General features: G+C 26.1%; 16 protein-coding genes. 7 read left to right on the top strand and 9 right to left on the bottom strand.

Going from position 1 to position 16,805, the window contains the following annotated elements; translation table 11 throughout:
* Positions 1-2: 2 nt before the first annotated feature.
* Positions 3-797 (bottom strand): exodeoxyribonuclease III, encoded by a 795-nt coding sequence (locus tag CKSOR_RS03205; protein ID WP_108674135.1) that lies wholly within the window; start codon positions 795-797, stop codon positions 3-5.
* A 101-nt stretch (positions 798-898) separates the two neighbouring features.
* On the opposite strand from CKSOR_RS03205, the gene pyrE reads away from it, so the two are divergent.
* Positions 899-1,570, top strand: coding sequence for an orotate phosphoribosyltransferase (pyrE, locus tag CKSOR_RS03200; protein WP_199919609.1), 672 nt, complete (start codon positions 899-901; stop codon positions 1,568-1,570).
* On the opposite strand, the gene gatB is transcribed toward pyrE, so the two are convergent.
* Genes gatB through gatC form a run of 3 tightly spaced genes read right to left on the bottom strand, consistent with a single transcriptional unit; the run spans position 1,567 to position 4,878 of the window.
* The gene (gene gatB, locus CKSOR_RS03195) at positions 1,567-3,033 is read right to left on the bottom strand and encodes an Asp-tRNA(Asn)/Glu-tRNA(Gln) amidotransferase subunit GatB (protein ID WP_108674134.1); all 1,467 of its coding nucleotides are present in this window, start codon (positions 3,031-3,033) and stop codon (positions 1,567-1,569) included. The genes pyrE and gatB overlap by 4 nt on opposite strands.
* Entirely contained in the window at positions 3,033-4,571 is a 1,539-nt protein-coding gene (gatA, locus tag CKSOR_RS03190; protein WP_108674133.1) for an Asp-tRNA(Asn)/Glu-tRNA(Gln) amidotransferase subunit GatA, read from the bottom strand. The genes gatB and gatA overlap by 1 nt, the downstream gene beginning before the upstream one ends.
* Before the next feature lie 4 nt (positions 4,572-4,575).
* Positions 4,576-4,878, bottom strand: coding sequence for an Asp-tRNA(Asn)/Glu-tRNA(Gln) amidotransferase subunit GatC (gene gatC / locus CKSOR_RS03185; RefSeq protein WP_108674132.1), 303 nt, complete (start codon positions 4,876-4,878; stop codon positions 4,576-4,578).
* 202 nt (positions 4,879-5,080) lie between these two features.
* Between gatC and CKSOR_RS03180 the strand changes: the two genes are divergently transcribed.
* Genes CKSOR_RS03180 through rodA form a run of 5 tightly spaced genes read left to right on the top strand, consistent with a single transcriptional unit; the run spans position 5,081 to position 10,651 of the window.
* Positions 5,081-6,124, top strand: a complete 1,044-nt coding sequence (locus CKSOR_RS03180; protein ID WP_108674131.1) for a rod shape-determining protein — start codon at positions 5,081-5,083, stop codon at positions 6,122-6,124.
* Positions 6,125-6,178: 54 nt separating this feature from the next.
* Positions 6,179-7,024 carry a rod shape-determining protein MreC gene (gene mreC, locus CKSOR_RS03175; protein ID WP_108674130.1) on the top strand — a complete coding sequence of 282 codons (846 nt, stop codon included), beginning with the start codon at positions 6,179-6,181 and terminating at the stop codon, positions 7,022-7,024.
* A gap of 6 nt (positions 7,025-7,030) precedes the next feature.
* Positions 7,031-7,591 carry a rod shape-determining protein MreD gene (gene mreD, locus CKSOR_RS03170; RefSeq protein WP_108674129.1) on the top strand — a complete coding sequence of 187 codons (561 nt, stop codon included), beginning with the start codon at positions 7,031-7,033 and terminating at the stop codon, positions 7,589-7,591.
* 34 nt (positions 7,592-7,625) lie between these two features.
* Positions 7,626-9,488 carry a penicillin-binding protein 2 gene (gene mrdA, locus CKSOR_RS03165; protein WP_108674128.1) on the top strand — a complete coding sequence of 621 codons (1,863 nt, stop codon included), beginning with the start codon at positions 7,626-7,628 and terminating at the stop codon, positions 9,486-9,488.
* Positions 9,489-9,514: 26 nt separating this feature from the next.
* Entirely contained in the window at positions 9,515-10,651 is a 1,137-nt protein-coding gene (rodA, locus tag CKSOR_RS03160; protein ID WP_108674127.1) for a rod shape-determining protein RodA, read from the top strand.
* Positions 10,652-10,707: 56 nt separating this feature from the next.
* Here the strand turns inward: rodA and CKSOR_RS03155 are convergent, their stop codons facing one another.
* The 3 genes from CKSOR_RS03155 to CKSOR_RS03145 form a co-directional block, all read right to left on the bottom strand.
* Positions 10,708-12,195: a DASS family sodium-coupled anion symporter gene (locus CKSOR_RS03155; protein WP_108674126.1), complete on the bottom strand. Its 1,488-nt coding sequence runs from the start codon at positions 12,193-12,195 to the stop codon at positions 10,708-10,710.
* A 146-nt stretch (positions 12,196-12,341) separates the two neighbouring features.
* Positions 12,342-13,214 carry an acetylglutamate kinase gene (gene argB, locus CKSOR_RS03150; protein WP_108674125.1) on the bottom strand — a complete coding sequence of 291 codons (873 nt, stop codon included), beginning with the start codon at positions 13,212-13,214 and terminating at the stop codon, positions 12,342-12,344.
* An 89-nt stretch (positions 13,215-13,303) separates the two neighbouring features.
* Positions 13,304-13,909: a BON domain-containing protein gene (locus CKSOR_RS03145; protein ID WP_108674124.1), complete on the bottom strand. Its 606-nt coding sequence runs from the start codon at positions 13,907-13,909 to the stop codon at positions 13,304-13,306.
* Between the two features lie 115 nt (positions 13,910-14,024).
* Between CKSOR_RS03145 and rsmI the strand changes: the two genes are divergently transcribed.
* The gene (gene rsmI, locus CKSOR_RS03140) at positions 14,025-14,939 is read left to right on the top strand and encodes a 16S rRNA (cytidine(1402)-2'-O)-methyltransferase (RefSeq protein ID WP_108674123.1); all 915 of its coding nucleotides are present in this window, start codon (positions 14,025-14,027) and stop codon (positions 14,937-14,939) included.
* A gap of 10 nt (positions 14,940-14,949) precedes the next feature.
* Here the strand turns inward: rsmI and CKSOR_RS03135 are convergent, their stop codons facing one another.
* Complete coding sequence (locus CKSOR_RS03135) at positions 14,950-15,741, bottom strand: septal ring lytic transglycosylase RlpA family protein (RefSeq protein WP_108674122.1); 792 nt, start codon at positions 15,739-15,741, stop codon at positions 14,950-14,952.
* 5 nt (positions 15,742-15,746) lie between these two features.
* Positions 15,747-16,610, bottom strand: a complete 864-nt coding sequence (rapZ, locus tag CKSOR_RS03130; RefSeq protein ID WP_108674121.1) for an RNase adapter RapZ — start codon at positions 16,608-16,610, stop codon at positions 15,747-15,749.
* Between the last annotated feature and the right edge of the window lie 195 nt (positions 16,611-16,805).

The raw sequence follows: 16,805 nt of genomic DNA, 5'->3' as shown, positions 1-16,805 counted from the left end.
TTTTAAATACTATAGTTATAACTAACTGTCAGTGGTGCATGGTCACTAAATTTTTGATCCTTATATATGTTACATGATAAAGCTAGTTTTGCAATATTAGGTGTTGCTATTTGGTAATCTATTCTCCATCCAACATTGTTTGCCCATGCATTACCTCTATTACTCCACCATGTATAATTATTTGGATTTGGATTTAATAATCTAAAAACATCTACTAATCCTATATGAGAAAAAATATCATCTAACCATTTTCTTTCTTCTGGTAAAAAACCAGGATGATTTTTATTTTGTTTCCAGTTTTTTATATCTATTTCTTTATGAGCTATATTGAAATCACCGCATATGATAAATTCTTGACCAGTTTGATAATTTTCTTTTTTAATATTATTAAAAAAAATTTTTAATTCATTTAATATTTGAAATTTAATTTTTTGTCTTAATATATTATAAGAACCAGATGGTAAATATAAATTTATAATTGATAATTTTCCTATGTCTAATCTCATTACTCTACCTTCATCATTCATATAGATATTATCTATACATGTTTTTGATAATATTGCATGTATATTTTTTTTTATATATATATTTACTCCACTATAACCATTTTTCTTAGCATGAAAAAAATATCCTAAATAATTATTAGGATTATAAATCTTTTCACACATAGATTCCTTTGATATTTTAATTTCTTGTGTACATACAATATCAATATTATTGGTTTCTAACCAATCTAATAATCCTTTATTAAATGCTGAACGTATTCCATTTAAATTAATAGAAGTAATTTTTAACAAAAATTTTCTCCACGTATGTAATATAACTAGTAAATTGTTTTTGATTTTGTTTATAATAGTCTTTAATATATTTAATAACAATATATGATATTAAGGAATATATGAAAAATATATCTTCAAATAAATTTTTAAATTTTATACTTGAGTCTAATATTATCAAGTTTGGTTCTTTTATAACAAAATCTGGCAGAGTAAGTCCATATTTTTTTAATACTGGCTTATTTAATAATGGTTTTTTAATAAAAAAATTATCTGAATTTTATTCAGATAAAATCTTATCATCAAAAATTAACTTTGATATGTTATTTGGTTCAGCATACAAAGGAATTCCTTTAGTTACATCTATAGCAATATCTTTATCTAATTCTAATAATTCATTAAAAAATAATATTCCTTTTGCTTTTAATAGAAAAGAAATAAAAGATCATGGTGAAGGAGGAATTATTATAGGTGCTAATCTTACAGGTAACGTACTAATTATTGATGATGTCATTACATCAGGATTATCTATATATGAATCTATAAATATAGTTAAAAGCTTAGGAGCTAATCCAGCTGGTATTATTGTAGCTATGGATAGAATGGAACAATCGAAAAATGATAATTCATCAATATATTGTTCTGCATCAGAAGAAATAAAAAATACTTATGATCTTCCTGTTATAAGTTTAATATCTGTAAAAGATATTCTTAGACATATAACAGGTAAAAAAGAATTTCAAAAAAATTACTATGATTTAAAAAATTATATAGATCAATATTGTATTGTTTAATATTTTTTATAAATTTTTTCTTTAATAAAAGATAAAACTTTTTGTGGATTTATTTTTCCTTTAGTAATCTTCATAATTTTACCAACCAAAGAATTTAATGCTTTTTCTTTTCCAGACAAAAATTCTTTAACAATATCATCATTATTCTGAATTATATCATCTATAATTTTTTCAAATTCAATCATATCATCTATTTGCTTCAAACCATTAGTAAAAATAATTTCATCTATTTCACCAATAAATTTGTTATTCCATATACCTTCTATTATTTCTTTTGCAATTTTATATGATATTGTATTATCTCCTATTCTTTTTACTATATTAGCAAGATTTATGTGTGATATTTTTGAGAAAAATACATCTTTAGATTCTTTATTACTAAAATATGTAATATCACCTAATATTAAATTAGCAGCTATTTTGTATAATGACTTTGAATTTAATAAATTAATAGTTTTATCAAAATAATTAGCTATTTCTCTATTAGCAGTTAATTTTTTAGCATCAGTTAATGATATTTCACAAATATTTTGAAATCTTTTACAACAAATTTGTGGTAATTCAGGTATCTTATTTTTTATTTTTTTTATAAAATCATCTGAAATATTTAATGGCAATATATCAGGATCATTAAAATATCTATATCCATGAGAATTTTCTTTGTTTCTCATACATACAGTGATATTTTTTATTGGATCATATAATCTAGTTTCTTGTGTAATTATGCCACCATTTTCTAAAATATTAATCTGTCTATTACATTCAAATTTTATAGCCTGTTCCATAAATTTAAAAGAATTAAGATTTTTAATTTCAGTCCTTGTTCCTAATTTTTGATCTCCATATTTTCTAACTGATATATTTATATCACAACGAAAGGATCCGTCTTGCATATTACCATCACATATTCCTAACCATTTTACTAAATGATGTAATGTTTTAGCATATGCAACAGTATCTTCTACTGATCTTAGTTCAGGTTCAGTGACAATTTCTAATAATGTAGAACCTGCCCTATTTAAATCTATACCTGTAGATGGATTTCCATTAGACAGCATTAATTCTCCATGTATAGATTTACCTGCATCTTCTTCTAAATGAGCTCGAGTAATGTTTATATTTTTTTCTATTTCATTATTTTTATAAAAAATCTTTCCACCTGAAGTTATAGGCATATCTAGCTGACTAATTTGATACCCTTTAGGTAAATCAGGATAAAAATAATTTTTTCTTGCAAACATTGTTTTATTTGAAATTTTTGAATTTGTAGCTAAACCAAAAATTATTGCATACTCTACTGCTTTTTCATTTAAAATAGGTAAAGTACCAGGTAAAGCAACATCAACTGCGTTAATATTTTTATTTGGAATTGATCCCATATGATTACTACTATCAGAAAATAGCTTTGAATTAGTTAGTAATCTTATATGAGTTTCTAATCCTATTACAATTTCCCATTTCATTATAATGTATCCAGCCAGTTTGGTTGTTGTTTATGCCAATTGGTAATTTGTTGATATGTATCACCTATCGCTAAAGCAAAACCTTCAGAAAATGGCTTACCTATTATTTGCATACCAATTGGTAAACTTTTTCTATTTTCATTTTTGCTACTAAACCCACATGGTATAGACAAAGCTGGTAAACCAGCTAAACTAGCTCCTAATGTGTACATATCACTTAACCAATCATCTGAATTATTTGTATTATATTTAAAAGGTCGAGCTAATTTTTCATTTACAGGACATATGATAATATCACATTTTGAATCAAATACTGTTTTAAAATCTTGACTAATGATATTACGTATTTTTTGAGACTTTAAAAAATATTTTTCAAAATTTTGATCCGATAAAATATATGTACCTAAAATGATACGTTTTTTTACTTCTAATCCAAAACCTTCAGAACGACTTTTAGAAATCATATCATCTAAATTATTAAAATCTTTACTTCTATAGCCAAATTTAACACCATCATATCTAGCTAAATTACTAGATGCTTCTGAACATGTAATAGCATAATAAGTTGGAACTGAAAGATTAATATTAGGTAAAGAAACATCAACAATAATTGCTCCTAATTTTTCAAATTCATTTATTGCATTTTTAATGGCATGATTAATATCAAGATCAATATTTTTATTGAATAATTCTATAGGAATACCAATCTTTAAATTTTTTAATGGTAGACTGCTATATTTTTGAAAATTAATAATTGAATTATTAAAATCTTCAATTATTCTGCCTTTTACATTTAATTTGTTGTTACATTTTAACAAACTAGTATAATCATTTTTATCAAATCCACTTATATTATCTATAACACTTAAAAGATCTTTACAGCTTCTTGCCATAACACCAGCTTGATCAAAACTAGATGAAAATGCTATCATACCAAACCTAGAAACAGTGCCATAAGTAGGTTTTATTCCACTTATACCACAAATAGATGATGGTTGTCTTATAGAACCTCCTGTATCAGATGCAGTAGCTGCTAGCACTAAACCAGCTGCAATAGCAGATGCTGCTCCACCAGAAGATCCTCCTGGAATTATTTCATAATCCCAAGGATTTTTTACTGATCCATATGCAGAATTTTCATTGCTCGAACCCATAGCAAACTCATCACAATTTAGTTTTCCAAGAGATACTGCTCCTTCATTTGCTAATCTCGCAACAACAGTAGCATCAAATGGGCTAATATAATTTTTTAACATTTTACTTGCTGCAGTAGTATACCAATCTTTAGTAACAAAAATATCTTTATGAGCTATTGGTATACCAGTTAATGTATTATTTTTATTTTCGTGTATTAATTTATCTGCTATTTTTGCTTGTTGCATAGTAGAATCATAATTAATATCTAAAAAACAATTTAAATCAGATTTTTGTTCTATAAGTTTTAAATAATGTTTTGCAATTTCAACTGCACTAATTTGTTTTTTATTTAATGCATTTTTTAGTGCATCAATGCTATCATAATTACAATTATTAATCATTTTTTTACTCTATTACTATAGGTACTAGGAACAAATTATTATTTATTTCTGGAGCATTTTTCAATATTGTTTTATTAGATTCTTGATCAAAATTAACTTCATCTTTTCTAAGAAATAATGTTTCATCTTGATAAGATAATATTGGATTAATTAATTCTTCAACTTTATCAGTATTAATTAAATCAATTTTGCTAATTATTTTTAGTAAATTATTAATTTCATGTGTCATTAATTCTAATTGCTTATCTTGTAAATCTATTTTTGCTATATTAGCAATATTTTTTATATTTTTTTGATTTAGTATCATAATCTTTAAAGCCAAATATATATATTAAAATTATTTATATTTTTTAATAATAGATCAATTATTAAAAAATATAAATTATTATTATTTATTATAGATGATAATAAGTTATCATAGTTACTTGAGGGTTGTATAAGCATACAATATAATTAAACTTTATTCTTATACAATGTTGTTCTAAAAATTTTTATTATTGAATTCAATTATGTTTGGTTTCTTAAGAAGTTATTTTTCTAGTGATATGGCAATAGATCTTGGCACTGCCAATACACTTATTTATGTTAAAGGAAAGGGAATTTTACTGGATGAACCTTCTGTAGTAGCTATTAGACATGAAGGAGGTACTCATGGTAAAAAAATCATACAAGCTGTTGGTCATGATGCAAAACAAATGTTAGGTAGAGTACCTGGAAATATTGAAGCAATTAGACCAATGAAAGATGGTGTAATTGCCGATTTTACTGTTACAGAGCAAATGCTTAAACAATTCATTAGAATGGTACATCCACGGAATATGCTTGCTCCAAGTCCTAGAATGATTGTATGTGTACCATGTGGTTCTACTCAAGTAGAACGTAGAGCAATTAGGGAATCTGCATTAGGTGCAGGAGCTTCTAATGTTTATCTAATAGAAGAACCAATGGCAGCTGCGATTGGGGCCGGTTTGTCAGTTTCAGATGCCAGTGGATCTATGGTAGTGGATATAGGTGGTGGTACTACTGAAGTAGCAGTAATATCATTAGGAGGTATGGTATATAAAGGTTCTGTTAGAGTAGGTGGAGATAAATTTGATGAATCTATAGTCAATTATATTAGACGCAATTATGGTATGTTAATAGGGGAACCTACAGCTGAACTTATTAAAAAAGAAATAGGTTCTGCATTTCCTGGATCAGAAGTAAGAGAAATTGAAGTAAAAGGTCGTAACTTAGCAGAGGGGGTTCCTCGCAGTTTTACTGTGTCTTCAAATGAAATTTTAGAATCATTAACTGATCCTATTAATCAAATAGTATCTGCTGTAAAAATTGCATTAGAACAAACTCCTCCTGAATTAGGTGCTGATATTACTGATAAAGGTATAGCATTAACTGGAGGAGGTGCATTATTACGTGACTTAGATAAACTTTTACAAGAAGAAACTGGATTACCTGTAGTAGTTGCTAATGATCCTTTAACTTGTGTAGTAAGAGGATGTGGAGAATCATTAGAACATTTGGATAAATTAGCAACAGTATTTATTAATGATTAAAATATGAAAAATTTATATATTAATATATAAGTATATATATTAACTATTATAATCATGCAAATACAAAGAACACCAATTTTATTTAGACGTAGTATTTCTAATGAATTTAAACTATTATTTTTAGCTTTTTTATCTGTGTTAATGATGATAACAGATGCTGGTTATAATGATGGTTATGTAATACCTAAATTACGAGAATATATATCTTTAATTATATACCCGTTTCAACGTACTGCATTTGCTCCTATAGATATGGTTAAAAAAGCTAATGATTGGTTAGATGCTGCTAATCTTAGCAGAAAAGAAAATGAAATACTTCAAAAACAGCGTATTGAATTAGCTCAAGTTCTTACTCATGCTAGTCAATTAGAATCTGAAAATGCTCAATTACGTCGTTTATTGGGTATTGTAGATTCTACTAGTGAAACAGCCATAGTTGTTGAGGTTTTATATGAGCCTAAAAATTTATCTAGTAAACATTTAGTTTTTAATAAAGGGCGTAATGCAAAAATAATACCTGGTATGCCAGTAATTGACGAGAGTGGTATTGTTGGTCAAATTATAAGGGTAACTAACAAAACATCAGAAGCAGCATTAGTTAGTGATAACAAAATTTCTATTCCAGTACAAATTTTAAGAAATGGTTTAAGGTTGATAGTATCGGGAAGTGGTTTTGTAAATAATATGGAAGTAAAATATATGGCAGCTGATGCTGACATAGAAATAGGAGATATTTTAGTTACTAGTGGTATTGGTGGAATATATCCGGCTGGATTATCTGTAGCCAAAATTACTAGTGTAGAACGAAATAATTCTTCTGGGTTTTTAAAAGCTATAGCAAGTCCTCTTTCAAATTCTAATAGATATAGACATTTTCTTGTATTATGTGTTGAACAATAAATAATTATGAAGTCATATAATTCAAATATATTTTATAAATCTAAAAATAATAAACTTAAAAAAAATATTGAGCCAGAACGTTTAAGTAGACCATCAGATCCTTATTTTATAGCTTTGACTATTTTTTCTGCATGGATACTTTCTTTATCAGGTTATGAAAAATTATTTTTTAATATAGATATTTTGCTTTTAATTTTAGTATTTTGGTGTATTTATGAAAGATTTCAAATTGGTTTATGTTTATCTTTTGTTTTTGGTATTTTAGTAGATGTTCATAGCACTGAAATTTTAGGTAAAAATGCTATATTTTATATATTCACTATTTATTTTATAACTTCTTTAAAAAGTAGAATACTTCGTTTTGATTTATATGGCCAAACTTTTCATATGGTATCCATTTTTTTGATTGCTAAATTTATTTCTCAATCAGTAGAAGCATGGCTATATGGTTATTGGTTAGGTTGGAAATGGTCAATAGGTCCAATTTTGACAGCATTATTATGGCCTGTAATATGTTGGTTTTTATTATTATTACAAAAATATACAAATAATAAGCATGTAAATTAGGATATTATTAATTTATTTTTTTAAATTGATTAAAATGTTAGAGCTCAAAAAAAATGCTCAAATACAAAAGAAATACTTCCGTGACAGAGCTTTTGTAGGAGTGTTATTTGTTTTATTTTGTTTTTTTATATTGATTACAAGATTATGGTATTTACAAGTTAATAGATATGAGGGTTTATCTGCAAAAGCAGAGCAAAATCGTATAGCAGTAAACCCAATATTACCTAAACGTGGTGAAATTCTTGATCGTAATGGATTTGTGCTTGCTAGTAATAGATTAGCTTATACAATAGAATTAGTTATATCAGAAATTGAAGAAATAGATAATTTATTAAACAAATTATCTATTGGTATTAAATTTAATGAAAAAGAAAAATTTATAATTAAGAAAAAAATTTCAGAATCCAATAAATATGCAAGATTAACAATAAAAAATAATCTTACAGAAATAGAAGTAGCTTGGTTAGCATCTAGATCTTTTCAATTTCCTGGTGTTAAAATAAAAACACGTTGGGTTAGAGAATATCCTTATGGTGCTTTAGCTGCTCATGTAATTGGACATATTGGAAAAATCTCTGATACAGATATCGATGTATTAGAATCTTTAGGAGTATTAGGTGATTATCGTGGAACAGAATTTATAGGAAAGCGAGGTATTGAGAAGACTTATGAAGATGTATTACATGGTAGTACAGGTATAGAAGAAATAGAAGTTACTTCAAAAGGTAGACCAGTACGTTTATTAAATAGAATAAACCCAATTTCAGGATCAGATATAGTATTATCAATAGATATAGAATTACAAAAGATTGCTGAGAAAGCTTTAGAAAAATATCGAGGGGCATTAGTAGCTATAGATAATGAATCAGGAGAAATATTAGCGCTTGTTTCAATGCCTTCTTTTGATCCAAATCTATTTGTAGATGGTATAGATATAGAAAATTGGAAGTTATTAAGTAAATCACCTAATAATCCATTAATTAACAGACCGATATATGGTACTTATCCAATTGGATCAGTTTATAAACCATTTGTTGCATTAGCAGCTTTAGAATTAGGTAAAAGAGGAGCACATGATCTTGTAGCTGATCCAGGATATTTCGAATTTTGTGGACAAAAATTTCGTAATGCTAAAAATATTTCACATGGCCCAGCAGACATGCATAGAGCTATTGTAATTTCTTCTGATATTTATTTTTATTCTTTAGGTCCAGAAATAGGTGTAAATGCTTTACATGATTTTTCAAAAAAATTTGGATTTGGTCAAATTACAGGCATTGATTTAGATGGAGAACGTGCTGGAATATTACCTTCTACAGAATGGAAAAGGAAAGCATATAAAAATAAAAATCAACAAAGATGGTATACAGGTGAAACTATTTCAGTAATGGTAGGTCAAGGTTACAATTCATTTACATTATTGCAACTAGCACAAGCTACAGCTACTTTAGCAAATGGCGGAAATTATATAAAACCACGTGTTGCTAATTTTATTAGAGATCACGTAGGGAGAGTAATAAAATTAAATAACAAAGATATTTTATATAAAATTCCTTTAAATATAGATAATATAAACATTATAAAAAATGCTATGAAGGAAGTTACTACTAGTGGTACAGCTAAACGTGCTTTTATTGGAGCAAATTATTCTACTGCAGGTAAAACAGGTACTGCACAAGTTTATAGTTTAAAAGGTAAAAATTATTCTTCCAATGAAATTGATGAACGTATGCGTGATCATTCTTTATTTATTGGATTTGCTCCTGCTGAGAATCCGAAAATCACTGTTGCTGTTATAGCAGAAAATGCTGGATGGGGTTCAGCAGTAGCTGCTCCAATTGCTAGAAAAGTTTTTGACTATTGGTTATCATCCAAAAATCAAATTTCAAAAAATTGATATATCAATATAAATCAGGAATATCCATGGAATATATTAGATCTTTTTTCATAAAAGCATTCAATTTGATAGATACACCTATTATAATAATATTGTCTATATTGTTTATTATTGGTATGGTATCTATGTATTCAGCTGCAGGCAGTGGTATAGATGCCAAATTTATTGAACAATTCAGAAACTTTATCATTGCATTAGTTGCTATATTTATTATAGCTAATATTCCATCTTCATTTTTAATAAAAATATCATTCCCTATGTATATAATAGGATTATTATCATTGATAGGTGTAGAATATTTTGGTGAAACAATAAAAGGTGCTACTAGATGGTTAAATTTAGGATTTATTAGAATACAACCATCTGAAATAATGAAAATATCTGTTCCTATGGCTTTATCATGGTATTTTCATAATTATAGTGAAGATATAAGATATAAAGATTTTATTATAGCAACAATAATTTTATTATTGCCATTTATATTGATTATGTGGCAGCCAGACTTAGGTACAGCATTATTAATATTTGGAGCTGGTATATTTGTAATTTATTTTGCAGGATTACCTTTTAAATTAATTATTCCAACATTTATAATAATCAGTGTAGGAATTTTTATTTTTTTATATAATAAAGAATTTTTATGTGACTCTTCATGTCATTGGTATATTTTACATGAATATCAAAAAAATCGTATATGTACTTTATTAAATCCTAATTCTGATCCTTTAGGTAAAGGTTTTCATATTATACAATCTATGGTTGCTATTGGATCTGGAGGATTATATGGAAAGGGATATATGCATGGTACACAAACTCATTTAGATTTTATACCAGAAAGAACAACTGATTTTATTTTTGCTGTATTTGCAGAAGAATTTGGTTTTTATGGATGCTGTTTTCTAATTTTTATGTATTGTTTGCTAATAATTAGATGTATAGAATTATCGACTAGAGCAGATTCTCAATTTGGAAGATTATTATCTGGTTCAATTAGTATGATGATTTTTTTATATGTATTAGTAAATATTGGTATGGTTACTGGTCTTTTTCCTGTAGTTGGTATACCTTTGCCATTTATGAGTTATGGAGGTACATCTTTATCTACTTTAGGTATAGCATTAGGTTTAATTATGAATATAAGTAATAGAAAAAAATTACTATAAATATAAAAAAAGCAGTTCTAAAAAATAGAACTGCTTTTTTATTTTGATAAATTATTTTATAACCAACCTAACCAATGCCAATAAGTCATACCAAATAATATCATTAATAAGTAACCTGCTATTGTTATAATAATACCAATTTTAGCAAATTGCTTAGCATTGAATGTATCTGTACTGATACAAACCATATTTTGTGGAGAATTAATAGGTAATATAAAACCAAAACTTACAGCAAAACCCATAAACATTGTAATACCTAAACGACTAAAATCTCCTGGCATACTAGCTAATACTGATATTAAAATTGGCAACATGGAAGATACTAATGCAGTAGCACTAGCAAAACCTATATGTATGATAATTAAAAATGCTGTAACTATAGCAAATACATTAAAAGGGGCAACTTTATCTAAGCCAGTATAAGCAACAACTTGTCTACCAAGCCACTGTCCAGCTTCTGTTGTTAAAAGAGCTGTACCTATACTAACACCTATTCCAAAAACAATTACTGTTCCCCAAGGAATACGACTTTGAACATCTTTCCAAGACATAACTCCTATCTTAGGTAAAATTAAAACCACTAAACCTAAAAAAGTAGTAGATGTAGTATCAAAATTATGTAAAGAACCTTCTGTAGCCCAGAAAAATAATAAAAATAGAGATATTATCATTAATTTTTTTTGAGCTGTAGACATTGGTCCAAGGTCATTTAAAGACTTAATAACAGATTCTTTTCCTGTATTTATATTATTTTCTGGTGGTAATAATTTTAAAACGGTAATTATTAAAATTACTGACATTAAAAGTGACCAAGGGGCACCAGCTAAAAACCAATCTGACCAAGATACACTTTCACCTAATAATTTTGTCATAAAACTAGAAGTTAATATATTTTGTGCTGCTGCTGTTTTAATACCTATGTTCCAAATACCAGTAGCTTGAGCAACTATAATCATAATTCCAGCAGCTAAATTAGATTTTTTATCTATACCAAAAGAATTAATCACTCCCATCATAATAGGTACTACTGCCGCACTTCTAGCAGTAGAACTTGGAACTGCTAAGCTTAACAATATTGTAACAGCAATACATCCTATCATAATTCTTATTGGACTAGTGCCTATTTTTGAAAGTGTTAACAATGCTATTCTTTTATCTAATCCAGTAAAAGTCATAGCTGCAGCAAGAAATAGAGCAGCCCAAACTAATGCAAGCGCTGAATTAGAAAATCCAGATAAAGCCATTCCTATTGCCGCAGAAGTTCCATATAAAACGTCTGGATTTTTTATTGTAGGTGCGGTACCTAATAAAAAAGCCATTAAAGTAGTAATAATTATAGCACTTGCTTCATATGATACTGCTTCTGTCAACCAAACTACTACAGCAAATGCTAAAATTGCTAACATTCTATGCCCAGCTATAGGTAAATCAGCCGGTGTTGGTAATAATAATGCTACTACAAGAGTGAGCACACCCAAAATCAATCCAACAGGTATTGTTGTTTTTTGTTTTTGGGCTGAGGGAACTGCACTTGATACAGTCATATCAATTCTCCAATTCAGCTAAATATAAACAATTATTATATAAAATATAATACTTAAAAACACTAGTATAGTATACTATTTACTAGTCTAGAATACTCTTATTTTTATTAAATTTTTGTCAATTATGTTTGATTTAAGTTTAAAAGTTAAGAATAAATCATAGTACCTATCCCTTCGTCAGTTAACATTTCTAATATTAAACAATGCTTAATTGTTCCATTTATAATATGTACAGAGTTAGTTCCTTTTTTGATAGCTTCTATAGAAGAATATATTTTTGGCATCATTCCACCTGTAATTGTTCCATTAGCAAATAATTCTTCTAATGAATTAATATGTATTTCACTAATTAATGATTTGTTTTTATCTAATAAACCATCAGTATTAGTCATCATAATTAGTTTTTCAGCTTTTAATGATTCTGCTATTTTTCCAGCAACAGTATCTGCATTTATATTATATGAATTACCGTCTTCACCGTATCCAATAGGTGAAATTACTGGAACAAATCCTCCATCCTGTAAAGTTCTTATTATTTGTATATCTATAGATAAAATATCACCTACATATCCGATATCAATTGGTTTATTGTTAGTACTCGTGATAAATTTTTTTTGAGCTTTAATTAAGCAACCATCTTTTCCAGATACCCCAACTGCTTTTGCACCAGAATTATTTATCATAGCTACTATTTTTTGTTGTATTTGTCCACACAAAATCCATTCAACTATTTCCATAGTTTCACTATCTGTAATTCTAATACCATCTATAAAATTACCTCTTTTACCTACTTTTTGCAAAGTATCATTAATTTGTGGGCCTCCACCATGTACTATAACTGGTTTTATGCCTATTAATTTTAATAGTACTATATCTCTAGCTACAGAATTCTGTAATGCTATATCAGTCATAGCATTACCACCATATTTTATTACTATGGTTTTACCATGAAATTTCTGTATATATGGTAATGATTGTGATATTACGTCGACTTTATTTTTATAAGATATTTCATTCATAATATTTTCTTATTATATAGTTGAAAAATTTTAAGTATATAAATTAAAAATTAATATACAATCAATATAGAAAAAATAGAATATAAATATTATTTATATTCAAAATTTTTAATTACTCTATTAACACCATGTATTTTAGAAGTTATACTAGAAACTTTATTACCTTCTTTTTTAGTAACTAAACCCATTAAAAATACAGAACCTTGATCTACAGTAATGGATATATTTTTTGATGGTATATCTTTAGTTGTTAAGAATATTAATTTTAATTTATATAAAATAATTTTATCATTTAAGCGATTTTCTATATTTAAAGCTGGCCGTATTTTTAAATAATTTTTTACATTAGTAATGCCATCAATATTAGCTACCATTTTGGTTATATGTTTTTTAATATCATCTGAATTAACTTCTCCTGTTATTAATACTTGCCTATTATAGATAGTAAATTTTATTCTATTTATCTCTTTTTTATATGGTGAATTAAATAATTTTTTTTTAATTTTTAGATAAATATTGCTATCTTCTATTTGAGATCCAGCAGTTCTTCTATCACTTACTATGTTAGCAGTAAGCACTGTACCTCCAACTAATATAGGTGTAGTAAAACTACATCCAGTAATCTGTAAAGTTATTATTGATATAAGCATTAAAGTAAAGTAGCGCTGTAATATATTTAAAACATCTTTAATCATAAATTTGTAATCACTATAAAATAATAATATGTTGTATATATTATTATATTAATTTAATATGCTGAAATAATATATTTCAGCATATTATTTTTTATAATAAATAAATTCTATTCTCATGATAAATTCTCTAGAAAATATATATAACAAAGTAAAAAGTCAATCTTGGATTGATGGAGCTTTATATGTTGTTTCTACACCTATTGGTAATTTAGGTGATATTAGTTTCAGGGCTTTATATACTTTATCAATTGTTGATACCATTGCTGTAGAAGATACTCGTTTAAGTGGCATTTTATTAAAACAGTTATCAATAAAAAAACCTTTAATTTTAGCTAATAAATATAAAGAAGAATATGCTTCGCATGAAATATGTAAATTATTATCTTTGGGTAAAAAAGTTGCTTTAATATCTGATGCAGGATCTCCTGCTATTAGTGATCCTGGAGCAATCATTGTAAAAAATATATTATTAAATGGTTATAGAGTAATACCAATTCCTGGAGCAAGTTCTGTAATTGCAGCAATTATGTCTAGTGGAATTATATCAGAAAATAATTCTGCTTATTTATTTGCTGGTTTTATTCCTTCAAAAAAATCTGCTAAATTAAATTGGTTAAAGAATTTTCAATATGTAAATTATCCTGTAATAATGTTTGAAGTAATACATAGGATTAATATTAGTATTAATGATTTTTTAAATATATATAATCCATCTAGAATTGTTACTATTGCTAAAGAATTAACAAAAATACACGAAGAAATAATTACAGATAGCATTGATAATTTGTATAATAAATTTGTTATAAATGAAAAATTCAAATTTGGAGAATATGTAATTATTTTACATCCTGATGAAATATCTTTTGATAAAGATATTAAATTAAAGTCTAAAATAGATTATGCATTATCTCAGTTGATGAAGAAACAAACATTAAAAGAGTCTGTAAATATAATTGTAAATTTAACAGGAGCTAAAAATAATTATGTATATAGTAGAGCGTTATTACAGTTAAATAATAATAAAGAATAGTTAACATTAATTATTCTTTTAATATATGAGTACTTATGCCTAATTGATTTTTAATATTATTCATATCGCTTATAGCAATTTCTTTATCATTATAAGGACCTATTTTTACACGAAAACATTGATCTGAATTTTCAACATTTATATTTTTACTTGATAAATTTTTTAGTTTAGTTTCTAACTGCATTTTGCAATTTATAGCATTTTCTTTCATTTTAAAAGCGCCTATTTGCAAAAAATATAAATTATTTTTTATAGATTTATTATTTTGTTGTAAGTTACAATTTTTTGTATTGATTTTTTCAATCAATACTTTTCCAACGCCTTTTTCAATTAAATCTAATTTATATGCTGCTGTATAAGATAAATCTATTATTCTATCTTTATAAAATGGTCCTCTATCATTTATTCTTACAATAATATGTTTATTATTATTAATATTTGTAACTTTTACATAACATGGTATTGGTAATGTTTTATGAGCTGCTGTCATTGCATACATATCATAAATTTCACCATTAGATGTTTTACGACCATGAAATTTAGGACCATACCAAGAAGCCATACCTATATTTTTATAAGGATTATCACTAATATCAGGAACATATTTTTTTCCTTTAATTTTATATGGCCTATTACATCCTTTAGATAATGGTTCTGCTATAGGAATAGCATTTTTAATAGAAGTTAAATTTTTATGTTCTATTTGTACAGATTTATAATTAGATGCATATACATTTTGTGTAATTATATTAAAAGTTAAGAAAAGAAATATTAATTTATATATAAAAATTACTTTATTCATGTTACTTAAATTTTTTCCTGTGCTCTATGTCTTATTAAAAGTGGTTTATATTGTGAAAATATAATAGCTAATTTTTCTACTATATATACAGAACGGTGTTGACCTCCAGTACAACCAATAGCTACTGTTAAATAGTTTTTAGTTTCTTGTATATATTTTGGCAACCAGTTAGATAAAAAATAAGTAATATCATTTAACATATTATTTACTATATCAAATTTTTCTAACCATATCTCTACAGATTTATCTTTACCATTTAATTCTCTTAAGTCCATATTATAATATGGATTAGGAAGACAACGAACATCAAAAACTAAATCTGCATCATTAGGAATACCATTTTTATAAGCAAATGATTCAAATGTCAAAACTAATTTATTGATATCTTCAATATTGACTAAAGACTTTATATAATTTCTCAGTTGTCCTGGAGTTAAATTTGATGTATCAATGATATATTCTTGATTTCTCAAATCTGATAATAACTTTCTTTCTGCATTTATACAAATCTCCAATGGTGCAGGGAAATTATTTTTTATTTTATCAGTCAATGGATGTCTTCTTCTAGATTCTGTATAACGTTTGATGATAATATCATCTTTAGCATCTAAAAATATTATTTTTATATTTCTAATATATGTTTTTATTTTTTGTATAAAAATAGGTAAATGTTGTAATTCACCTATAGATCTAGAGTCAATTGATATAGCTATTTTAGTAAGATTATTATCTTTAGCATAATCAATAAAATCATTTAAAAATTTTATAGGAAAGTTATCTATACATATAAATCCTATATCTTCTAACATACGTAAAGCTATTGTTTTTCCAGATCCTGATATACCAGTAATTAGAATAATTTTTAACATAATACATGTATACTTAGTAAATATAAATAATATAAATTATTAATGACTTAAAAATGAATTGTAAATTACAAGCTAAAATTTTCTGAAAGATAAATATTTCTTAAATTTTTGCTATTTATTTTATATCATGCTATTTTTTATCGACTTAATTTATTTTTATAAAAATATTTAAATCATAATTGAATAATATATTAC

Source organism: Candidatus Kinetoplastibacterium sorsogonicusi, from assembly GCF_003072465.1.
GTDB classification, from domain to species: domain Bacteria; phylum Pseudomonadota; class Gammaproteobacteria; order Burkholderiales; family Burkholderiaceae_B; genus Kinetoplastidibacterium; species Kinetoplastidibacterium kentomonadis.
This window is presented reverse-complemented; position numbering and strand designations above follow the sequence as displayed.